Source organism: Candidatus Nitrospira bockiana (assembly GCF_965152565.1).
In genome coordinates this window covers 4,169,524-4,191,391 of sequence record NZ_OZ224215.1, presented here as the reverse complement: position 1 = coordinate 4,191,391, position 21,868 = coordinate 4,169,524, and the positions used below count along the sequence as shown (strand labels likewise).

Sequence of the window (21,868 nt, the reverse complement as noted above, 5' to 3'; positions counted from 1 at the left end):
GGATGTGGGCGGATGCGACCGCGTGGCGGACGGTCGTCAGGGCGAGCCGGGAGCGCGGCACGCGCTCCCGGCGGTGCTACCCCCTCACTTGCCGCAGCTGATCTTCATGGACTCGATGTCGTTCGCCATGTCCAGCTTGGCCAGATCCGGGACGCGTTGGTTGGGAGTAAACGCGAGCTCCGTCCCGTGGAAGTCCTTGTCGCTGTACGCGTGCACGGTCGCGCTCGGCCCCACGATCACGCTCTCGATGTCGTTGGCCCAGTCACGGCCGCCGAGATTTTTCAAGCTGGCGAACTCCTGCGGACCTGGAATCTTCACGTGGGGATCATCGGCGTCGTACTTGTCGTCGTCGAAGACCTCGATCCAGCAATCCTTGTCTACGAGCTGCAACTGTAGATCCGCTGCCTGAGCGAACATGGGCACCGGCGTGAGCAGCGCCAGTGACAGCAATAGTCTTCGCATGGACAACCTCCGTGTTGTGAGCACACTTCCCGATCGGATGGCGGCGGTGTCTCGAGCCGACACACGAGCTGCGGCGCTCCAGTCCCGCCATGACCACCTTCTGGCAAACCGCAGGCCACACCGTGCAGCCTTGCCGATCGGCTTAACTGCTCGGAACTTCGTTGGGGGGAGATTTACCTGGCAAAAAATCCATACGAACCGTCCGCCGAGAGGACATTTTGTCTTTGCAGGGTGCCGACCAACCGGCCACTCGGGTACTGGGCTCTGCGGGCGAGGCGGCTGTGTGGGACTTTGTCGGTTTGGTGAGCGCTCAGGCCGCGGGCTCGTCCATGGACGCTGAGCCCAACCTCGGCTTTGCACTCGAATCGGGCTGGCGCTGCCTCGCGCCGGTGGGGCCTTGGAGCGGCTAAAGCCCGAGGATCCGTTTCCAGCTTCGTTGTTTCCCCGCCGCGTAGGCGTTCTGAAGCTGTTCGGCGCTCGCACACAGCCGTTGCTCGGCTGCCCGAAGATTGTGATAGGCCGTCCGGTGGCAGGCGGTCACGCCGCCGGTGTATGGTCTTCCCATCCGGAGATCCGGGCTCTCGCCAGGTTGGCTCCCCAAGCCTTCCGCGAGCGCCCTGATCCTCGCATTGACTCGTTCGACGATCAGCCGTCTGGCTCTGAGGAACCGGGCGAGGCGGTTGGCCTGCAACGCGAGCCTAACGGTCAACAGGAAGTCGTACCGGTCGAAGGGTTTGGGGACGACCTCGAAAGCCCCCGCCGAGGTGGCCGCTTCGACCAAGCCTCCGTCCACCTGTTCCGCGAGAAGCACGACCGACACGTCGGGCAGGAAGGTCTTGGCGTCCGCGATGATGCGATTCCACGGGACGCCGGGGATGGGGATCCCGACGAGCAGGACCGCCGGCCGATCCGCGCCCAGCTCCGCATGCACGGGGTGTGGAGCCGGACGAGCGTCGACCACCACGTGGGGCAGCCGGTCTTCGATCAGCGCGGGCAGGTCCTCCAACAGGGCGTCATCAGCCTCCATCACGACGATTCGGCGGGCGACGCTCGAGTCTTCGGCCATAGCCCTCACGGCCACTCTCTTGCCGGGCTCAATCATCGTCGGGAACCACTCGCGTCGGTGAGTCAACGGTAGCCCCTTCTGATGAACCCGATGTGAGCGGACCATGAAGTTTTCATAAAGCATTCCGCTCTTCGAGCACCGACGGTCGAAAGAATGAGCGCTCCGCGTCATCGGGAATGCCGCTCGGGTTGCCCGCAGGAGCCTCCTCGAGGCCCGAGGCCGAGTCGGCGATCGTCTCGTCCGATTGCTTCAGGGTTGTCTTTCACGTCGATTTCTGGCACACCTTCCCCACCTGGCCGGGTGTTCGAGTCGTTCCTCCGCTGGCCGATCGCGACCGCAGGAGAATGGCATGGCCGGGGCAGATTCCCAAGGGCAATGACCCACCTTCGACTCTTCAACGCGCTGGTCATCTCCGTCTTGATCGTCGGGATCGTGCTCGTCGCGCTGGCCGTCGCCACGGTGAAGGCGCTGGACCGGCTGATCATCGAGGAGGCCGCGGCTCGCCACCGTCATGCGGAGTTCTTGCGCGCCGCGGCGGCGGTCGGGCGGGCGCTGGTGCGTGCTGAGGACGTGCGCAAGCCGTCCTTGCTCGACCGGGTGCTCAACGACATCCTGGAGCTGCGCCCCGGGATACGGTCGGTCGAGGTCTTGGCCCTCGACTCCGGACGGGCGACCTCCGTGATCAGCAAGGGGGCGGGGCGGCCGGCGGGCCTGTTGACGGCGCACGAAGTCGACCAAATCGAAGCCGGGCATGTGGTCTCGCACTTCGATGACGCCGCTGATGAGCGGGCCTGGCTGATCGCCGCCCCGATTCGATTCGGCGCCTCGACGATCGGGGCCATCCGAGGGCGCTTCTCGATCTCCAAATACGACGCCTTGATCGTGGAACAGCGGCAGGTCGCCAAAATCGTCGGGATCGGCGCCATCGTCGTCACCTCGATCGCCTTCTTGGTGCTCATCCGGATCCAAGTCCATCGCCCCATCGCCCGTCTCCTCGAAACCATGGAGCAGGTGGGGTCGGGGCAGTTGGCGCTGCAGGCCCCGGTCGTCGGTCCGGTCGAAATCTCGCGGTTGGCTCGCACGTTCAACGATATGCTCCGCCAAATCCAGGAAGGGATCCGTGAGAAGGAAGCCCTCGTCCACGAGATTCGTCGTTTGAACTCCTCGCTTCAAGAGCGCGTCGCGAGCGCGGTGTCCAACCTGGATGAGGCCAATCGAAAACTGGTCAAGGCGCAAATCGAAGCCGAACGGAACGAGAAGCTGGCCGCGCTCGGCGAGATGTCCGCGGTCATGGCCCATGAGCTCGGGAACCCGCTCAATGCGATCTCGGGACGCCTTCAACTGATCGATGCGGCCACCGATCTCAAGGACCACCGGCGACATCTGCAGGTCGTCCGATCGGAGATCGACCGCATGACGACGGTGATCCGCCACATCCTGCACTCGACGCGGGTCGAGGCGGCCGTCTCGTCGGTCGACATGAACGAGGTGATTCGAGAGGTCCTCGCGCTGCTCCCCCCGCACCCGGCACGGATCACCACGGACCTCCGGGTGGACGTGCCCGGTGTCGCGATCAATCGGGCTTCCCTTCACGGTCTCGTCCTGAATCTGGTCACCAATGCGCTCCAGGCCATGGAAGGCGGAGGCGAATTGGGCATCGTCACCCGGCTCTGTCGCGATGAGGCTCTCCTCGGACACGTGATCCTTCAGGGAGGGGTGGGAGCCGGACCGCTGGCTCGGTTGATCGTGAAGGACACGGGGCCCGGCGTCCCCGAGGAGTTCGTGAGACGGATGTTTGAGCCTTTTGTGACGACACGGCAGGAACAAGGCGGAACCGGCCTGGGCTTGGCGATCTGCCGAAGAACGGTTGCGTCCGTCGGAGGACGCTTGGCCGTCGAGACGGCGGCGGGGAAGGGTACGGCGTTCACGATCGACCTCCCGCTGTGGGGCGAGCAGACGAGGTGCGGAGATGGCTGACGGCGATGCCGTGCTCGTGGTCGACGACGATCTGCAAAACCGAGAGTGCTTGAGAGAGGCGCTCGGCCAGAACGGCTACCGGGTCGAGGTGGCGGACAGCGGCGAGGAAGCCTGTCGGAAGGCGAGCGAGCAGGAGTTCAGCGTCGTGGTGTCCGACATTCAGATGGGGGCCGTGTCCGGGATCACCATGCTGAAATGGTATCGAGAAAACTTCCCGGACACTCCGGTGGTCTTGGTGACCGCGTTCGGAACGGTCGAGACGGCGATCCAGGCGATGAAGAGCGGCGCGTTTGATTATCTCTCGAAGCCGATCAACCTCAAGGAACTGCAGGTCGTCATCGCCCGGGCCGTCGAGCATTATCGGCTGGTGCGTGAAAACCGAGATCTGCGGAAGGCCTTCCGAGAGCGCCTGCGTGCCGGTTCCATCGTCGCGCAGAGCAGAAGCATGATCGAGATCTTCAAAGTGGTCGGGAAAGTGGCGCCCACGAGGGCCTCGGTGTTGATCTACGGGGAGAGCGGCACCGGGAAGGAGCTGATCGCGCGGGCGATCCACGACAACAGTCCGCGGGCCGATCACCCCTTTGTCGCGATCAATTGCAGCGCGGTCCCCGATAATCTGCTCGAGAGCGAATTGTTCGGGCACGTGAAGGGGGCCTTCACCCATGCCGATCGTCTGCGGCGGGGGCTCATCGAGGAGGCCAGCGGAGGGACGCTGTTCCTCGACGAAATTGCGGACCTCTCGCCGGCCGGGCAGGCCAAACTGCTCCGCGTGCTCCAGGAAGGGGAGATTCGCCGGGTCGGCAGCAACACGAACATCAAGGTGGATCTGCGCCTCCTGGCCGCCTCTCGCCGGGACCTGCAGCAGATGGTCAAAGACAAACGGTTTCGCGAGGACCTGTTCTATCGGCTCAAGACGGTGTCCATCACCGTGCCGCCCCTCCGAGAACGCCCCGATGATATTCCCTTACTGGCCGATCTCTTCTTGGCGCGATACGGTTCGGACAGGAATATGTGCGGAATTTCCGCTGAGGCGATGGACGTGTTGGTGCGCTACGATTGGCCGGGCAACGTGAGGGAATTGGAACACGTGATCGAATGCAGCGTCACCTTGGCCACCCATTCGATGTTGTCCGTCGAGGATCTTCCGGACGACGTTCGGCACCTCAACGCCCCGGACGTCGTCAAGGCCGGTTCGGAGGAGCCGACCCCGCTGGCGACCGCGCGCCGAAAAGCCGCGACCATGACGAGAGAGGACGTCGTCACGGCTTATGAACGCGCGCGCGGCAACAAAGCCCATATGGCGCAGCTCCTCGGCATCAGCCGATGGGCGGTCTATCGCCTGCTGGAAAAGTACGGCGTTCAAGACCAGTCTCCGCATGGCAAGACGGATCTTTAAGAGAGCCTCCGCACACATCCGCGGCGCCTCCGCACGCTCCCGCACGCGCCTTCCCTGAGAGCCGCTTGCCGAATCAACCGCTTCGGCGGCGTCTGAGCGGATCGTCTCTTGCACCACGTTGGAAGGCCTCTGTAGGTCGCAGAGTGGCTTTTCTAATCGGCATTGGTACGAGGAACGTCATGATCGAGCAAGATGGATCACGCCGACACGCGGGCACGCGCTCCCTCGTTGTTGCGGCGTTGCTGGGCGCGGTGGTCGGCGTGGCGGTGACCCTCCTTGCGACACCCCGGTCGGGGCGAGAGGTCCGTCAACGACTGGCTCGAGGGATGACCACGTTGCAAAAGGCCATGGGAGAGGTTGCGACGGAGGCCGGCGAGATCTACTCCGGGATCGGGTGTGATCTCCGTCAATCCACGAAGCAAAGCCTTCGGCGCCTGCGTGAGGTGTGGCGAAGGACACGCGCGGCGTTCTTGAGCGAAGGGTCCGGCGAGCGAGCGGGTCCCACGTGCCGGTCGGTCAAGCCGACCCATTATAGGGATCGGGTCACAAAAGGTCGCGAGCGCTAGAGCATGGCACCCCGATTCCTCGTCGTCGACGATGATCCCGCGACGCTGCTCGCCTACCGTGCATTGTTCTTCGTCCACTGCCCGACGTGGGCCGTCACCGCCGTGTCGACGGCCGAAGAGGCCTTTGGCCATCTTCGCGAGTCCAGCTTCGACGTCGTCATCACAGACCTCTACCTGCCGGGTCTGGACGGCTGGTCCCTGTTGCTTGCCTCCCGAGTGATGCGCTGGCCCCACAGAGTGATCATGGTCTCGGCGTATGGGAGCCCGGTGTTAGAAGAAAAGGCGGCCCAGCTCGGCGCCTATGCCTTTTTGCACAAGCCGGTGGCGCCGGACACCCTACTCGCGCTGGTCGAGCAAGCCCTTCGACTCGGCGACCCCCTATCTGGCTCCTCCGCCCCGCGGCTCCTGCCGGCTGATTGACGCGCCAGTACCCCGGGCCATACGTGCGTGCTCCAGCGATAGTGAGGATGCTGCGCCACCACCGCGACGTTCAGTTAAAAGGCTTCCCGGTGCCGCGGCTGCTCCCGCCCGGCCCGCGGTGCGGATCCGTTCCACGTGCCGCCCGCTTGGCCTCGAACGCCCGCCTGGACGGACACCAGCCCTTCGTACAGGGCGACATAACGCCGTACCATGTGCTCGACGGTGAACCGCTCTTCAAAGGCTTTCCGGCACCGCTCCCGATCGACGGTCCGGACCTTGCCGGCCGCGTCGATCAGCTCCGTCAGCGTGTCGGCCACGAAGCCCGTGACGCCGTCCTCGATGATCTCAGGGATGGAGCCGCGCCGATACGCCAGCACCGGGGTGCCGCAGGCGAGCGCCTCGATCAGGACCAGCCCGAACGGCTCCGGCCAATCGAACGGGGCGAGGAGCGCAAGCGCGTCACCAAGAAAATCATTTTTTTCCTCATCGTCGATCTCGCCGATGAATTCGACGAGGGGATCCGAGAGGAGCGGTTCGATCTTGGAATGAAAGTATTCGCGGTCAGCCGGGTCGACCTTCGCCGCGATGCGAAGCGGCATTCCGGTCGCCTGGGCTATCCGGATGGCCTGATCGGGGCACTTTTCGGGCGCGATGCGGCCTAGGAAGGCCAGATAGCCTCCCCCGCCCCGGTGGAATCGGTACAGGTTCGGGGGAAGACCGTGGTGGACCGTCCCCACCCAATTCGCCCAGGGAATAGGCCGGCGTTGGGCGTCGGAGATCGACACCAGCGGGTGCTCCCGAAACTCTCGGTACACCGGGGTCAGCTCGGGGAGGTCCAACCGTCCATGGATCGTGGTGAGCACGGGAGAGGGGCAGCGGCGGGCCAAGGGAAATGCGAGGAAGTCGAGATGTGAGTGAATCACGTCGAAGCCGAGATCGCTGCCGAAGACCTGCTCACACTGGAGCGTGATGGGCGCGTCTCGGTTGAAGATGCCGTCGTGTAACCGGAGTGATCGGGGAGTGACCGGCACGAGGTGAGCCGTCGTCTCGGAGTCACCACTCGCAAAGAGGGTGACGTCGTGCCCCTGCCGGACCAACTCCTCCGTCAGATAGGAGACCACCCGTTCGGTTCCCCCATACAGTTTGGGTGGAACGCTTTCCCATAAGGGGGCGACCTGGGCAATGCGCATATGAGCCTCCTCTCGATTGTTGAGAATCCTAACGGCAGTCTAACAGGGGCAGGCGGCCGCCACGGCGACAAAAACCGTGGAACCGCAAACAATATGTCGAGTTGCGTGCGGTGTGGCGCGGTCCACACGGTGCGGTACCGCCTTCGCACGGAAGGAGCGCGAAAGCGGGTCCGGCCCTCCAGGCGGTGCGATGGTGTTGAAACCGGGCACGGACATGTGCCGGCAAGATAAGCCTGATCTAGGGCGGGCACCCGCTCACCGTTCTCTTCTGGGTGGACACAATCCAACGGAGCGGGGGAAAAACGTCGATTGCCCGGCCGGTTCGCAATGCGATAAAAGTGAGGTGCAATGGTGGACGAGGGCATCGAGGACAAGGGCGACCTCAACTGTCTCGTCGGCACGCCCGAAGAGTACGATCAATTCATCGCGTCCAGGTTGCCCGAGCTGCTGGACCATGCGGTGCTCCGCATCCGCCGGTTCATGCGAGAGACCGGACAATGGGCGGATGACTGCTACCATGAAAAGCTGGCGCTCCGGTGGGCCTTTGAATTGGTCCAGCGCTTCGTGCCGGCTGCCAGGCTCGAGCTCCCGTGCCGTCCCCTTTTATTGCTGGAAAGCAACCTGGCCAGGTTTCTGAGCCAGGCGGACGCGTTCTGCTGTCATAAGGATCTGACGTCGCCGTTGGGGCGTTTCTTGGAAGCGTTGACCGCGCGGGCGGTGATCAGCCGCGACGCCCTCGTGGCGTTGTTCCATCACTTGTACGGCTACTCGCCGCGCCAGGTCGTGCGACTGCTGCAGTTGGGCGTCAATGACCTGCAGCGGATCTACAAGAACTTTGAGCGCTGGCGGCGGAGCGGATGGAGCCGAATGCTCGAAGAGAGCGGCCTGACCCAGGACGACCTTCAGCAGTTGGAGCAGACGTTGCTGAAGGATCGGTGCGGCCTCGACAACGAAGCCCGCCGGTTGCTGGCCATCGTGCAACCGCATTACCGCAAGAGCGAGCCGGACCACTACGAATGCCGGACACGCGCGCAATGGGCCGAGCTGTTCGAGCAGGACTATGGGATCGACTATCGAATCTGGCACCTCGCCCTGTGCACCGAGTGTACCGAGCTGGTCTATGATCTGAGACGGAGATCGTTAGGGGGCATGAGCCCCCCGAGGGTGGCCGTTCGACTGCGCCCGTTAGCGAGAGAGGGATTGTTCAATCTGGGTCTCAAGTCGAGGACAAGCCATGGAACCGACGAACAGTCTTGCCGGCTATCGGCGATACCTGATTCGGCTACTCGCCGGTAGTGATGCCGATCAGGGCCGGGACCTCGATGAATTGCAGGTCTTCGGCGACAGCGAATGTCTTGGGACGGTGGAGTGCGGGCACGGGAGGAGCACCCTCCGCGCCAAATGCCCCCGGCCGCTCGAGTCCGTGTACGTTCGATCGGCCGACGGGCTCTTGCTCAGCAGCCTCTTCATCCCGTCTTCGGGCTCCCGCACGGTCCACATCAAGACCCGGCATCATCGGGTCGAAGTCGAGGCGACGAACGACGCAGGGGGCACGTCGATCCGCGTGGCCGCGACGCCGCTGATCTTGTCGGACGGTTGGCGCCGGGCGTGGGCCGCGCTCCCCGGAGCCGCCTTTCAGGTCCTCCGCGGCCGCGACGGCGGGGCGCCCCGAGCCGGTCGAGGTGCGTGGGCTCGGCGGGTCGCATTTGCGCAGACGGTCGTGACGCTGAGTGTGGCGCTCTTGGCCGGCGTGCTGGTCTGGGATCGGTTTCAGGCCGACAACGCCTCTCTTCAGCGGACGGCCGATCAAGCCGAGCTCCTGCTCAGCCTCTCTACCGCTCAGCAGAAGCGGTTCGAGACGTTGGAGCGGGAAGTCCATCAGCAACTGGCGGGATTGGACCGCCGGTTCGAAGAACGGCATACCGCGGCCATGCACGAAGCCCAAAGGGTGCAGGCGGAGGTCGCCAGGCTCGCCAGCGCGAAAGAGGCGCTGGTGCAGCAGGTCGCGCTGCTCGAGGGCCGTCAGGCGGCGCTCGTGCAGTCCCTCAAGGAGCAGCTTCGGGTTGCGGACGCAAAAGCGAGCGCCCATGCGGCCGCCGCCCCGCTCGTCGCCGACGCCAAAGGCGAGACGCCCTCTCCGTTCACGTTTTGGGTGTCGTTCAAGGAAGGCACGCCGAAAGAAAGTATCGAAGGCTTGATCCAAGACATCAAGGGGCGGCCGGGCCGCCATGAGGGGGACTGGTACAGCGTGGAGGTCACCCTCCCCAAGCAAGAGTCGCGAGACAAACTCCTGGAGTCGGTCCAGCAGCGTGCGTTCGTCAAAGCGCTGAAGACCAGCCTGCAAAGCGGTCATTGAGGATCATGAACACCCTCCGCACTCTCGTACGAACCGTGACGTTCTTGGCGGGTCTTGCGGCCTCCGCGACCTGGCCGCCCGGCGCCGCTCTGGCGCTGGACCTCACCGCCGGTGAGCCTCCTACCTCGCGTCCCCTGGTCGATGGGACCTCCGAACCGGTGCTCGGCGAGCTTTCCACCGGGCGCCTGGATGTGCGGCTGTTCCATGATCCGCCCAGCCTTTCGAAAGGCTATCGCTTCAGCGAGCTCACCGTGGTCCCGTACATCGGCCTCGGGCTCGGCGGCGGCTTCACGCCTGAAGCCAATCATCAGATCTACCGGAACTCGCTCTTCGGGAGCCCGGCACAGTCGTCACTGAAGGATCTCAGCCAAGGACTCGTCCCCAGTGAAGTCCAGGTCGGCGTTCGCCTGCCATTCTAACCGGCGAGCATTCGTGTTCCTCGACCTGGGGGGCCAAGGGCTGCCTTTGCTGCAAGCCCGATCCTCCTGTCGCCCATCCGGCTCAGGAGATTCTCCGAGACGCAACCAAGACCGAACCAGGTCGAAGAGCAGGTAGAAGAGAGAGGATGGGGAACCCGATGTCGCAACGTGTGAGCGGCGAGCCCGACGCGGTTGGATGGCGACTGCTGGCGAGTCGCGATTTCGGCTGCCTGTGGTGGGGCCAGACGATTTCGCAAGTCGGCGACAGCCTGCACAAGGTCGCGCTGCTGTGGTTCGTCTACAGCCTGACCGGCTCGGCCATGAAGACCACGATCGTGGGGCTGCTCCAGACCGTGCCGCCGCTGATCTTTGGGCCGTTGATCGGGGTCTACTTGGATCGGCTGCCCAAGAAACAGGTGCTGATCGGGGTCGACCTCGTGCGGGCCGTGCTCGTTGCGAGCATTCCTCTCCTCTATAGCGCCGGGGTCTTGACGCTCGAGCGCCTCTACGCGCTCGTCTTCCTCATCGCCGTCGTCTCGACCATCTTTGGCCCCGCCTTGGCGTCCTCGGTGCCGCTCCTGGTTCGCCCCGGTCAGCTCACGTCGGCGAACGCCTTGTTGCAGAGCACGACGAACATCGGATTGCTCGTTGGACCGGTCGTGAGCGGGATCGGCATCGCCTTCGTCGGCCCGCAGCAGGTCTTGTACATCGACGCCCTCACGTTCGTCGTGTCGGCGCTGTGCCTCCTGCCCCTGACGTTCACGGCGCCGCCGACCCCGCTCGAGCATCGGCCGCCGGCGGGGTTCGTGCAGGAGCTCCTGGCGGGGTTTCAGTTCGTCTTTACGCAGCAGCGGACGATCGTCGTGCTCATGGCCGTGGCGGCGCTGTACAGCCTGGGGACGAGCGCCCTGGTCTTTCTGCTTCCGATGTTGGCCTCGGAATCCTTGCAGCTCGGGCCGGCCGAGCTGGGAGGGCTCTGGTCCTCGCTCGGTCTGGGTATGCTCATCTCCTCCGGATGGCTCGCCTCGATCCATCCGGGCGGGCTCGGCGCGCGGTTTCGTTTGGTGGCGTTCGCCATGTTCCTGGGGGCGGTCGCGGTCTTCGGGCTCAGCTTCTTTCATACCCCTGTCCTGGCCGGCCTGATGGTGCTGGTGATCGGCGGCAGCACAGCGGTCTTTACGCCCGTCGTCTGGAGCATTCTCCAGGAGATCACCCCTCAGCATTTGCTCGGCCGCGTCTTCACGACGTTCAGCACCGGCGGGATGTCCTCGGCGATGGCGGGGATGGCGGGGGTCGGATGGGCCGCGGATACCATCGGCCTGTCCGCCGCCCTGCTCGGCATCGCAGGCGCCTTGCTCGCCACGGCGTTCATCGCCGCGGTTTCCAGCCTCCGCACCCGATTCTGACGGCGCATCCCGCCGGCGGTCTGCGCGCTCCGCTGTCTTTCCGGGCGCCGCTCTGCCCCGAGCCGTCACGAGTCAGTCCCCCATTGCTTCATGAGTCGGTCTCTCCCCAACGTCGGCTGCGTCTATCCGGTTCTCGACGTGGGGCCGGGCGCCCGTCGATTTTGAGCGTGCCACTGCCGCGCACTGTGCGCCGGCCCGCCCAGGCAGCTCCGCACGCGTGACGAGAAAGACGCACACCGTCAAATCAACCCGTTGCGATGACCCCGGGCGGCAAGCTCCTTGCTCACCCCCGAGTGGTCATGGTCTGTTCACGAACGGTGGGGTGGGGATGAAGCGGGACGGCAGGGCAGGAAAAGCCGGTGACAACAGCGGGTATCGGCTGGAAGTTTCGGAATACGTCAGGGCGACGACCGTGATGATCAAGCTGCTGCACGACGGCGGCAAGCTCAACGAAGATGAGAAGGCCATGATCAACAATTGCCTCGAACTCTTCCAGGCGGTGTTGCACGATTGGGAGCGGAAGCAGACGATGGATACGCGTTAGTGCAGGCCTCGCCTCACCGCAGATTCATGGTCTCGCGCGGCGAGACCGGCCGAGGCCGCGCTGCGGGCCATGTCCGCCGAAACGTTCGTGCCTGCACTGTCCGCCTGCTCTCACTCCATCATGATCTCGCCTGAGCCGAACGCGACGGACCGGCCGAAACGGGAAAACCTGCTATCCTTCGTTCCAATGAGAGGCCACACGACTGCCCGCACGCCACTCGCGGATGAGCCACTCCGATGATTAGCGCGGCGCTTCGGAATCCCTATGCGATCGTCGCGGTGACCGCGATCGTAATCATCCTGGGGGTCGTCTCGTTCCAGAGCATGGTCGTCGACATCTTCCCGGAGATCAATATTCCCGTCGTCGAAGTGGCCACGTTTTACAAGGGCATGGGCCCCAGCGAGATCGAGGGGGCGATCACCCTCCGGTTGGAGCAGCTCTACTTACAAGCCTCGTACGTCGAGCACATCGAATCTCGATCGCTGCCCGGCGTCAGCCTGATCAAGATCTATTTCCATCCTTCCTATGACGTGAATGCGGGTGTGGCGGAAATCACCAGCCTCACCTATTCGGCCCTGCGCTATCTGCCTCAGGGGGTCTTCCCACCGATCATCGTGAAGTTTGGGGCGGCCAGCCAGCCGATCGGCACGTTGACGGTGAGCAGCGGGAGCCGCAGCGAGAAAGAGGTGCGCGACCTGGCCTATTACTCGGTGCGCCCGCAACTGGCCAACGTGCCGGGCGTCTTCGTCGCGCCGAGTTTCGGAGGCGCGGTCCGCCAAGTCACGGTCTTTCTCGACCGCGAGCGGCTGCTGGCTCGAGGGTTGTCGACTCAAGACGTCGTCACGGCGGTCAACACGCAAAGCCTCTTGATGCCGGCGGGGAACGTGAAGATCGGCCGGATCGACTACAACGTCTACACGAACAGCATGATCAAGCTCGTGGAAGACATGAACCGGATCCCCGTCAAGATCGTGAACGGGCAGCCGGTCACATTGAGCGACGTGGGGCGGGCCGTCGACTCGACCATGATCCAGACGAACGTGGTGAGGATCAACAGCCGGCGGGCCGTGTACCTGCCGATCCTCAAACAGGCCGGGGCGAATACCATTCAGGTCATCGACGGCATCAAGGAGGCGCTGCCGAAGCTCATCGGGCTTCCCAAGGATCTGACCGTCAAGCTCATCTTCGATCAATCGCTCTACATCAGGCAGTCGATCCAGACGCTCGAGCATGAGGGACTGCTCGGCGGGGGCCTGGCCTGTCTCATGGTGTACCTTTTCCTCGGGAACCTGCGGTACACGGTGATCATCGCCCTCGCGATTCCGATCTCGATCCTGGCCGCGTTCGTTCTCCTCTATGTCACCGGCCAGACGGTCAATATCATGACCCTCGGCGGACTGGCCCTCGTCATCGGGACGCTGTTGGACGACAACATCGTCGTGCTCGAAAACGTCCATCGCCATTTAGGCTTGGGCAAGACGATCCATCAAGCCGCACTGGACGGCGTGAGTGAAGTCGCGCTGCCGATGCTGGTGGCAATGGTCAGCACGCTGATCGTCTACCTCCCCATCATGTTCTTCACCGGCATCATCAAATTTCTGTTCGTGCCGCTCGCCATGGCGGTCGCGTACGCGATGGTCGTGGCGTACTTCGCCTCGATGACGGTCGCGCCGGTCGCCATCGTCAGCCTCATGGGACGGGCGCATCATGGGCACGGGGAGACGAGCGCCCGCTGGTTCGACCGCCTGTTCGCCCGTCTGGTCGGCGTCTACGAAGCGCTCCTGCGCCGGTGCCTCCGGCACAAGATCGCCGTGGTGGTCGTCGTGGCCGGGGTCTTCTTGGGCGCGGTCGGTCTGGCTCCGAACCTGGCGACCGAGTTCTTTCCGAAGGTGGACGCCGGCCAATTCATCCTCAACGTGTCGGCGCCGGAAGGGACGCGGATCGAGGACACTGAAGCCGTCGTGGCGCAGGTCGAAGAGCTGATTCGGGAAGCAATCCCGCCGTCCGATCTGGACCAGATCGTGGCAAACATCGGCCTGCCGCAAGGATGGATGGTGATGTTCACGCCGGTGAACGGCCCGCACCAAGCCTTCCTCCTCGTGAGCCTGGCGCACGACCATGCCCTGCGCACCGACGCGATCGTCGAACGGCTCCGCACGCGACTGGCCGCGGCGCTGCCCGGGCTCAAGTTCTCGTTCCAGACCGGGGGAATCGTCAGCGACGTCATCAACTTCGGCTTGCCCGCTCCCATCGACGTCAAGGTGAGCGGCAGGGACCTGGATCAGGTCGCGCAGGCGGCCCGGTCCGTCCGGCACGCCGTCTCCCAGGTGCCGGGTACGGCCGACGTGCAGATCAAGCAGGGTATGGCCTATCCGGAGTTGCACTTGGACATCGACCGAGCCAAAGCGGCCTACCTCGGCCTGAACGAGCGTCAGATCGTGATGGATCTGGCCATCGGCCTCAGCTCCAACCTGCAGTACAGCCCGGGCTATTGGATCGATCCGAAATCGAACAACGCCTACTTCGTGGTCGCTCAGTATCCCGAGCAAACGCTGGTCGGCTTCGAAGACTTCCTGAATATTCCGCTCCTGGGCGCCAAAGTCGACATGCCCGGCGCCTTCGAAAACCGCACGCCCCTCGAGCGCGGAAGCTCGGGCTCGCTCCACCAGACGGCGTTTACCAGGCCGCCGACGAAAGCCGACAACGGCCAAGCCTCGGTCCTGCTCCGCGACCTCGTCGAGGTAAAGCGAGAGAACGGTCCGGAAACGGTCGATCACTACAACTTGCAGCGGACGATGGACGTGCTGATCGGAGTGCCGGGCAACGACCTGGGACGGGTGGCGGCCGCCGTGGAGGAGGCCGTGGAGGCGGTCGTGTTGCCGGAAGACGTGCGGGTGACCTTCAAGGGCGAAGTGGACAGCATGCGGAAGGCGCTCATCGGGTTTGCCGGGATCCTGCCGTTGGCCATCGTGCTGATCTACTTCGTCATGGTCGGGCTTTTCCGGTCCTATCTCGATCCGCTCGTCATCATGTTTGCCGTGCCGTTGGGCTTCATCGGCGTCATCGGCATGCTGCTGGCCACCCGGACGTCGGTGAACGTCGAATCGTTGATCGGGACCCTGATGATGATCGGGATCGTCGTGTCGAACAGCGTGCTGCTCGTCGATTTCGCGAACCGGCGCATGCGTGACGGACAACCATTGGAAGAGGCGGTGCTGGAAGCCGGCCGCCTTCGCCTGCGCCCCATTTGCATGACCTCGCTGGCGACGATCTTGGGCCTGGCGCCGATGGCGCTCGGTATCGGGGAAGGGAGCGAAGCCAATATGCCGCTCGCCCGCGCCGTGATCGGCGGGCTCTTGGTCTCGACGGTGATGACGCTCTTTTTCATCCCGGTCCTGCATGCGCTGGTCCGGCGCGGGCGCGCTCCGGCCGCGGATGCCGTCTGACCTGGCAGAAGGAGCGGGGAGCGACAGGAGAGAATGACGTGATCGCTCGCAAAGTGATCTGGACCGCCACGCTGGCCGGTGTCGCGGCCGGCGCCCTGAGCTTGACGGTCTTCAACGCCTCCTCACCGGAAGCGACGGCGCCCCGTGCGGCGGGTCAGCACGCCGATGCGTCCGGCCTGGCCTCGGTGCAGGTGGTGAAGCCGGCTCGCCGCCATCTCCGGAAGACGCTCACGATTCCGGCCACGATCGCCCCGTGGCAGCAAGCGACGGTGTACGCCAAGGTCCCCGGCTATCTGAAGTCCGTGAGCGTGGACAAGGGCGATGTCGTCAAGCGGGGGCAACGGCTCGCCGTGATCGATGCACCGGAGATCGAGCAGCAGTACCGAGAGGCGCAGGCGCAACATGAAATCAAGCGGCTGACCTATGAGCGGTACCACCGCGTGTGGAGGGAGACGCCCGACGTCATCGCCAAGCAAGACGTCGACGTCGCCGAGGCGGAAGCCAAGGCGACCCGGCACCTTCGGGATACACGGAAGGTCTTGCTGGACTACACCACCGTGTACGCCCCGTTCGACGGCCTGATCACCGCGCGATTCGTCGACCCCGGAGCCTTGATCCCTTCGGCCACGGCATCGGCGGGCCAAGGGGCGGCCCTGTTCACGCTCATGGAATTGGACACGCTGCGGGTCTATGCGGGCCTCCCGCAGGAGGTCTCGTTTCTCGCGAAGCCCGGCCTTCCGGTCGTGCTCCGGCTCAAGGAGCTTCCCGGCCGGGAATTCACCGCCGCCATCACGAGAACGACGGGGGTGCTGGATCCCTCGACCCGAACCTTGCTGGTTGAGATCGATCTGCCGAACCCGGAGCATCGTCTGCAGCCGGGGATGTTCATCACGGCCACCTTCTACTTGGAGGAGCGACCGGACGCCTTGGCCATCCCGCCCTCCGCGATCCTCGACAGCGGCCCGGACGACAAGGCGGTCTTCATCGTGGACCAGGGCATCGTGCGACGCGCCGGCATCCGAACCGGGCTCGACGACGGGGTGTGGGTCGAAGTGGTCGACGGATTGAGCGGGGACGAGGATGTCGTGGTGGTGGGCAAGGGAGAGTTGGTCCCGGGCCAGCGGGTGCGCGCCTCTCCCTACCTGCTCCCCCAGGGGACTCCGTCGTCGCAAAAATTATGATCGCGGTTGGAGGCGCGCGGATGCCGTGTCGTTGCGTGGGGGCCATGCTGATCGTCCTCTGCCTGTCCGTCCTCGGGCCGGGGAGGGCGCGGGCAGAAACCGGCACAGCCGCGCCGAAGGCGCAGGGAGCGTTTCTGTCCCTTCAGCAGGCGATCGAAACGGCCCTGACCACGCATCCGCTGGTGCAGGAGGCGGCGGCCACGCTGCGAGCGAGCATGGCGCGCACGGAGCAATCGAAGTCGTTGTACTACCCGCACATCTATGCGAACGCCGATACGACGGCCGGGGCGGGCAGGGTCAATCCGAGGTTCTTGATCGGCGGAGGACTGCTGCAGCCGAACCTTTCCCAATACACGGCCGGGGTGATCGCGAGCCAACGGCTCTATGATTTCGGGTTCACCAATGCCTTGGTCGAGTCGTCGGAATTCGCGGGCCGCGCCCAAGAGCACGATCTCAGCGCGAGGCAGGCCCTCGTCCTGCTCGACGTCCAGCGGAGCTATTTCCGGAGCCTCAAGCAGCGACGGCTCGTCCAGATCGCCGAAGACACCGTGCGGGAACGGGGCGTGATCCGGGCGCAGGTCGCCTCCTTGTACCGCAATCAGCTCAAGTCGAAGCTCGATCTGGATCTCGTGCAAGTCGAGCTCACGAACGCCGAGTCGCAGCTGGTCAAGGCCCGGAACGACTTGAAAGCCAGCTATGCGGACCTGAATCGCGCCATGGGGGTCGAAGGCCGGGACGACTATGTCCTCGAGGATCTTCCGATCGAGGTCCGAGCCCACGGTCCGCTCGACGACCTTGTCGCTGAAAGTCTCGGTCATCCGGACGTCCAACGGGTCCAGCAGTTGGCCTTGTCGGCGGATTCCCGCGCGAAGGCGGCCAAGAAGCAATACTTGCCGACCTTGTCCGCCATCGCCAGCGCGGGCGACTACGAAGTGTACGATCGGGAGCGGAACGTCAGCACCGGAGGATGGTGGACGGCCGGCGCGGTCCTGTCGATGCCCCTGTTCACGGGATTTCTCATCGAGAACCAGGTGCGGGAGGCCGTCGCGGACAAGGATGCCGCCATCGCAGCGAAAACGACGATCGAGCAGACGCTCAAGCAGCAGGTGATCACCGCCCACCTGGAGACGCTGACATTGGCCGAACAGATCAAGCTGGCGCAGGAGCAAGTGATGACGGCGGAGGAAGCGCTGGAGCTGGCGCGACAGCGCTACAAGCTCGCCCTCGGCTCGGTGGTTGAAGTCACACAGTCCGAGGTGGCGGTGACCGCGGCCAAGACCAGACTGGCTCAAGCGCAGTACGACTACAAGATCGCCGAGGCGACCTTGTCCTATGTGACGGGCAGGAACCTGCGGGCAGGACCGCGCTAGCCGCCCTGTCGTCCGCCCGATTCCTCTTCAGAATCGTCCCGCCGCGTGACCTCGGGCGGCTCTATCCGTAGAGGAGCAGGACCGCGATGGAGAGCCTGGACTTTCGCGGTCGCGCCTCATTAGACTGCCGGAAAGGACCCGATGACGAGGTGTCCGGAGGGCTCGAGTTGTTCCATCACGTAGGAGGGATGATGCGACGATTGTTCGTTCTCGGTGCGGTGTGTATCGGAATCGCCTGCCTCGGGGGATATGCACGATCGGAGGGAGGGGACGCTTCTCTTGCCCTCTCGTGGCTCGCGGCGCCGAGCTCAACGGGAAAGGTCGAGCACGCGCGCTTTTTTCACATCGATCGGATGATGCGGGTGGACCTCAAAGGCGATACCGCGGTGCTCTGGCTGACCGGCAAGCTGCGGAGCTCCGTGGCAGGGGCGGTGAAGGAGCAGATCGAGGAGGCCATTCGCGCGAGCGCGCACTGGTTGCCCAGCCTCAGCTCGCCTGGACGCTATATCAACCTGAAGCGCGTCGGGTGGATCCAGGCGAGTGAATCCGAGGAGATCGCACGGTGCAAGCCCGAACGGTGCTTGGTCCACCTGGTGTATGACGAAGGGAGCTTGGAGAAGCTTCACGTCGATCTCACGAAAGTGCCCGCCCATTCCGATGGCGAGCCGCGATGAGCGCGCCGCGCCGAAGGAATCAATGATGGCCACACGGAGCCGCGCAGCCGCTCTCACGCTTGTCGTCCTCCTGGGGCTGGCGGGGACTGCGCCGGGCGGCCAGGAGGAATGGCTGCAGGGGAATCGAATCAAGCTGCGTCCGGGCGGGTTTGACGGGACGTCCCTGCTCACGATGGAAGTCGGGCAAGGCGGCGACGTGTGGGTCCGGCGCGAGGTGAAGCAGCAGGAGACGGTGAAAGGGGTGACGCTCTTGCTCGTCGGCGGGAAAGCGGTGGCAGTGACCGGCGACGATGTGCCGAGCGGGAAAGAGCTGGAGCTGCTGGATACGGCCGGTCTGCAGGTGCAGCTCGTGGAGCACATCCTGGCGCGGGCCTACCCTCAGGGACCGTCGTCGGTGAAAGGTCGAAAAACGATCGCGATCACGGAAAAGAAGGAGCCGATCAGGATCGGAACGACGGGCGCGAAGGGGTATTTCTCGCCGCCTTGGCGCGTGACCGGCGAGGCGACACCGTTGGCCCCGGACAAGGTTGGCTTCGAGTTCGTCTTTTCCTTTTCCGGAGAGAAGAAGAAGTCCGAGAAGCTGGCTTTTGCCGGCATCTGGCATCGCGATCCGGAGCCTCCGCGTTTCGACGACCGCCTGCCGCTCACGGGATGGAAGATCTACCTGCTCGGGACACGGACCGATCAAGGCGGCGGCTATGCCACGGCGGAGACCGAGCGCTATCAGACGTTGGGCGACCTGCGCGCGGCGATCGCGAAACTGCCTTAACCCAACCGGCCGATCGAGGCGCGTGCGCCGGGACGGGCGTCGTCATCCCCTCTTCCATCTCGACATGCCTCAACTCGCCGGCAAGAGCAGGTACAGCGTCACCAGGATCACGACCGCACTCACGGACGTCAGCATCCGATTGCGAAAGGCATCGTGAATCCCGTAGATCAAGATGAACGCGATCATCGTGAAATACACAAAGGCATTCCCCCGGGAGTACGCATGGACCTCCTCCGCCCACGCCGCCGCCGGCACCAAGGACAGGACCAAGCTCCAGAGGGTCGTGATCAACCTCATGCTCCACCTCCATCGTCATCGTCTTCCCTGAATCTTAGGCCGTGGTCGGCCGCCCTGCGTGTCGGCCGTCGAACCCATGGTCGATCTCCGCAGCGCTGAAAACGGTGCGAGCCGGCGAGACGACCGTCGCGCGTGGAGGAGCGAGAGGGAGCGACCATCGTCTGACAGCCCGGGTTCCCCTCGGCTGACCTCCTCCAGTCTCACGATGCAGTAGATTGACGGCACGCTCCAACCGCTCGACGTTGCCGGTGGAGGGCCATGTTGCGGTATTTGCACACCCCGGATGAAGTCTTCCAGGACATCATGCAGGAAGCGCTGGAGTGGATGGTGGAAGACCTGCGTGAATACAAGGAGGATCGCCGGGCATACCAAGAACTGCTGCCGCGCGCCTCGAGCTTCCTGGACGCGCTGACCGCTCTTCATACGCTGGAGCAGCTCAAGCTCGCGCACGAGGTCAAAGGCGACGTCTACCAACTCGCCCCGATCCACTTCGTGCTGTTGGCCGACACGCTCAAACGTTATTGCGACCTCTACAATACGAGGCCCGAGGCCTCGACCGTGCACGACAAGTACGAGCTGCAACAGGTCGATGGCGAGTCCCTCAGGCAGACCTTCTTCGGGGACATGGGCGTCGAGGGGAGTCCAGGCGGCCGGCTCACGCCGGAAGATTTGCAGCTTCACCTGATCGACGATCCGTCCAGCCGGGCGGTCATTCGCCTCGATCTCTCCCCCTGGTATCGTCCCGGGGTTTTGACCTACCCGGCTACAGCCGGAACGGCTTGAGCGGCGCCCCCGGCCCGTGATGCCTCGGGCGAACGCCTTCGCGACCAGCCGACCACTCTCTCGCCGTCCCACCGGGACGAGAATCCCGAGTGCGCGACTGGTTCACGTCGACCATGGTCGGGACAGGTCTCCCACCGCCTTCTCGATCGGTTCAGGACCACCCCAAAGCGCGTAGGTTCCCCACCGACTGTCAGGCTGCTCGTGGCCGAGTAGAATGGCGGACCTTTTGTCGGCCCTAGAGAGGAGGAGTTATGCGGTTACATGCGGGGGCACTCGCGGCGGCGTTGAGTTTCGTCGGTCTCATCGGATGTGCCACGACGAATGAGGCCGAGCAAGCGGCCAATCGGAAGCTGGATGTTCTCGGCACCACGGTCTCATCCCTTGCCAACGAGGTGCGCGAATTGAAGAAGGATCTCCGCGCGCAGGAGAAGCGTCAGGAAGAGGTCCTGAAAGTCTCCGATTCGCTGCGGACCGTGGTCTATAGCCAGGCGGAGAGCATCCGTCGCTCCTATGAAACGCTGGACCGGGAGCTCAAAGCGGTCGTCGAGGCCGTCGAACTGGAAACGAAGACCCGGGAGCAATTGGTGAAGGACCATCAACGCTTCGAACAAACCATGCAGTCGGTCACGAAGGTGGTGGAAAGCTTGGGCGGCCTTTCGGCCTCTCTCGAGAAGCAGGTTCAACTGATGGGGGGACTCGTCCGCGAGGGGTATAAAACCGAATTGATGACGCTCAAGGAGCGGCTCAAGATTTTGGAGGGGCTGACCGTGGAGCGGTCGACGAACACGGCGCTTCAACGGGAGGCGTCGCCGGAAAGCTCGAAGAAGTCCGAGCCCCGAGCGGGACGTGCCCCTGGAGAGCACGACTGATCGTGCCGCGGGGCCACCATGGCTGATCTCTGATGAACGGAGCGGATGTTTGACGGGCTGCCTCGAGCGCCATCAGAAACTCTCCCACAGTAGATCACCTCCCTTTCCGATAGGCGCGAGCCGTGGTCCATGGCACACTGCGCTCAGGCAAGCGGAGCTGACCTGCTGAGCGATCAGCAGCACGCCGAGGATGACTCGGCCAGCTCCGCCAGGTCAGGGTCCCGGCGGAAGATTTGGTCGCTGGGCACGCGACTTGTTCCGGATACCGCCGGATGCAGAGCCGACGCACGATGATATCCTTCCTGGCGATCGTGGCTGTGCTGGCCTCGATCGGCGCCGCTTCCTACGTGGCTGCGCAGAGCTCGTTGGGCAACCCGAAACACGGCCAGGCGATTTATGAGGAGCTGTGCCTCCGGTGTCATGGGGCCAAGCTCGACGGAGCCGGGCCCGAGGCGCAGTATCTGAAAATCCGCCCGGCCGACCTCCAGTCCCTCAGCTCCCGGGTCAAGAGCGACTGGGAATTGATGGTGATCATCGCCCATGGCGTGATGTTCACTCCGATGCACGGATTCCGGGACGTGCTGACCGAGCAGGACATGCGCGACGTGCTCAGCTACCTCCGCCACATGGCCCCGTTCAAACCCATCTCCTAACGATCTTCTCTCGCTCTCTCGTCC

At 64.2% G+C, this 21,868-nt stretch carries 21 protein-coding genes; 17 read left to right on the top strand and 4 right to left on the bottom strand.

The features are described 5' to 3' along the window. Positions 1–84: 84 nt before the first annotated feature. Positions 85–462, bottom strand: coding sequence for a hypothetical protein (locus ACWHYV_RS20590; RefSeq protein WP_447978366.1), 378 nt, complete (start codon positions 460–462; stop codon positions 85–87). A 406-nt stretch (positions 463–868) separates the two neighbouring features. Further along, on the bottom strand, positions 869–1,528 hold the full coding sequence (locus ACWHYV_RS20585; protein WP_447978365.1) for a hypothetical protein: 660 nt from the start codon (positions 1,526–1,528) through the stop codon (positions 869–871). Between the two features lie 375 nt (positions 1,529–1,903). Between ACWHYV_RS20585 and ACWHYV_RS20580 the strand changes: the two genes are divergently transcribed. The 4 genes from ACWHYV_RS20580 to ACWHYV_RS20565 all read left to right on the top strand — a co-directional run bounded on the left by ACWHYV_RS20580 (position 1,904) and on the right by ACWHYV_RS20565 (position 5,887). Beyond that, positions 1,904–3,505, top strand: a complete 1,602-nt coding sequence (locus tag ACWHYV_RS20580; protein ID WP_447978364.1) for an ATP-binding protein — start codon at positions 1,904–1,906, stop codon at positions 3,503–3,505. Continuing rightward, positions 3,498–4,901: a sigma-54-dependent transcriptional regulator gene (locus ACWHYV_RS20575; protein WP_447978363.1), complete on the top strand. Its 1,404-nt coding sequence runs from the start codon at positions 3,498–3,500 to the stop codon at positions 4,899–4,901. Before ACWHYV_RS20580 ends, ACWHYV_RS20575 begins: the two co-directional genes overlap by 8 nt. Positions 4,902–5,080: 179 nt before the next feature. Continuing rightward, positions 5,081–5,467, top strand: a complete 387-nt coding sequence (locus ACWHYV_RS20570) for a YtxH domain-containing protein (protein WP_447978362.1) — start codon at positions 5,081–5,083, stop codon at positions 5,465–5,467. A gap of 3 nt (positions 5,468–5,470) precedes the next feature. Then, positions 5,471–5,887 carry a response regulator gene (locus ACWHYV_RS20565; protein ID WP_447978361.1) on the top strand — a complete coding sequence of 139 codons (417 nt, stop codon included), beginning with the start codon at positions 5,471–5,473 and terminating at the stop codon, positions 5,885–5,887. Positions 5,888–5,961: 74 nt separating this feature from the next. Here the strand turns inward: ACWHYV_RS20565 and ACWHYV_RS20560 are convergent, their stop codons facing one another. Beyond that, on the bottom strand, positions 5,962–7,077 hold the full coding sequence (locus tag ACWHYV_RS20560; protein WP_447978360.1) for a glycosyltransferase family 4 protein: 1,116 nt from the start codon (positions 7,075–7,077) through the stop codon (positions 5,962–5,964). A 348-nt stretch (positions 7,078–7,425) separates the two neighbouring features. Here ACWHYV_RS20560 and ACWHYV_RS20555 point away from each other — a divergent pair, with 348 nt between their 5' ends. The 10 genes from ACWHYV_RS20555 (at position 7,426) to ACWHYV_RS20510 (ending at position 19,242) form a co-directional block, all read left to right on the top strand. After that, positions 7,426–8,373 (top strand): hypothetical protein, encoded by a 948-nt coding sequence (locus ACWHYV_RS20555; protein ID WP_447978359.1) that lies wholly within the window; start codon positions 7,426–7,428, stop codon positions 8,371–8,373. Continuing rightward, entirely contained in the window at positions 8,312–9,433 is a 1,122-nt protein-coding gene (locus ACWHYV_RS20550; protein WP_447978358.1) for a hypothetical protein, read from the top strand. Before ACWHYV_RS20555 ends, ACWHYV_RS20550 begins: the two co-directional genes overlap by 62 nt. A 5-nt stretch (positions 9,434–9,438) precedes the next feature. Further along, entirely contained in the window at positions 9,439–9,852 is a 414-nt protein-coding gene (locus ACWHYV_RS20545) for a hypothetical protein (RefSeq protein ID WP_447978357.1), read from the top strand. Positions 9,853–10,010: 158 nt separating this feature from the next. Further along, positions 10,011–11,258 carry an MFS transporter gene (locus tag ACWHYV_RS20540; protein WP_447978356.1) on the top strand — a complete coding sequence of 416 codons (1,248 nt, stop codon included), beginning with the start codon at positions 10,011–10,013 and terminating at the stop codon, positions 11,256–11,258. Between the two features lie 328 nt (positions 11,259–11,586). Then, positions 11,587–11,802: a hypothetical protein gene (locus tag ACWHYV_RS20535; RefSeq protein WP_447978355.1), complete on the top strand. Its 216-nt coding sequence runs from the start codon at positions 11,587–11,589 to the stop codon at positions 11,800–11,802. Positions 11,803–12,038: 236 nt separating this feature from the next. Beyond that, positions 12,039–15,248: an efflux RND transporter permease subunit gene (locus ACWHYV_RS20530; protein WP_447978354.1), complete on the top strand. Its 3,210-nt coding sequence runs from the start codon at positions 12,039–12,041 to the stop codon at positions 15,246–15,248. 38 nt (positions 15,249–15,286) lie between these two features. After that, entirely contained in the window at positions 15,287–16,429 is a 1,143-nt protein-coding gene (locus ACWHYV_RS20525) for an efflux RND transporter periplasmic adaptor subunit (RefSeq protein WP_447978353.1), read from the top strand. Between the two features lie 20 nt (positions 16,430–16,449). Continuing rightward, positions 16,450–17,799, top strand: a complete 1,350-nt coding sequence (locus ACWHYV_RS20520; protein WP_447978352.1) for a TolC family protein — start codon at positions 16,450–16,452, stop codon at positions 17,797–17,799. A 188-nt stretch (positions 17,800–17,987) separates the two neighbouring features. Beyond that, positions 17,988–18,473: a hypothetical protein gene (locus tag ACWHYV_RS20515; RefSeq protein ID WP_447978351.1), complete on the top strand. Its 486-nt coding sequence runs from the start codon at positions 17,988–17,990 to the stop codon at positions 18,471–18,473. Between the two features lie 22 nt (positions 18,474–18,495). After that, on the top strand, positions 18,496–19,242 hold the full coding sequence (locus ACWHYV_RS20510; protein ID WP_447978350.1) for a hypothetical protein: 747 nt from the start codon (positions 18,496–18,498) through the stop codon (positions 19,240–19,242). A 69-nt stretch (positions 19,243–19,311) separates the two neighbouring features. Here the strand turns inward: ACWHYV_RS20510 and ACWHYV_RS20505 are convergent, their stop codons facing one another. Next, positions 19,312–19,539 carry a hypothetical protein gene (locus tag ACWHYV_RS20505; RefSeq protein WP_447978349.1) on the bottom strand — a complete coding sequence of 76 codons (228 nt, stop codon included), beginning with the start codon at positions 19,537–19,539 and terminating at the stop codon, positions 19,312–19,314. 258 nt (positions 19,540–19,797) lie between these two features. Between ACWHYV_RS20505 and ACWHYV_RS20500 the strand changes: the two genes are divergently transcribed. From ACWHYV_RS20500 to ACWHYV_RS20490, 3 genes are all read left to right on the top strand, one after another. Next, positions 19,798–20,322 carry a hypothetical protein gene (locus ACWHYV_RS20500; protein WP_447978348.1) on the top strand — a complete coding sequence of 175 codons (525 nt, stop codon included), beginning with the start codon at positions 19,798–19,800 and terminating at the stop codon, positions 20,320–20,322. A gap of 251 nt (positions 20,323–20,573) precedes the next feature. Beyond that, on the top strand, positions 20,574–21,191 hold the full coding sequence (locus tag ACWHYV_RS20495) for a hypothetical protein (RefSeq protein WP_447978347.1): 618 nt from the start codon (positions 20,574–20,576) through the stop codon (positions 21,189–21,191). A 272-nt stretch (positions 21,192–21,463) separates the two neighbouring features. Beyond that, positions 21,464–21,844 carry a c-type cytochrome gene (locus ACWHYV_RS20490; protein WP_447978346.1) on the top strand — a complete coding sequence of 127 codons (381 nt, stop codon included), beginning with the start codon at positions 21,464–21,466 and terminating at the stop codon, positions 21,842–21,844. Positions 21,845–21,868: the final 24 nt, after the last annotated feature.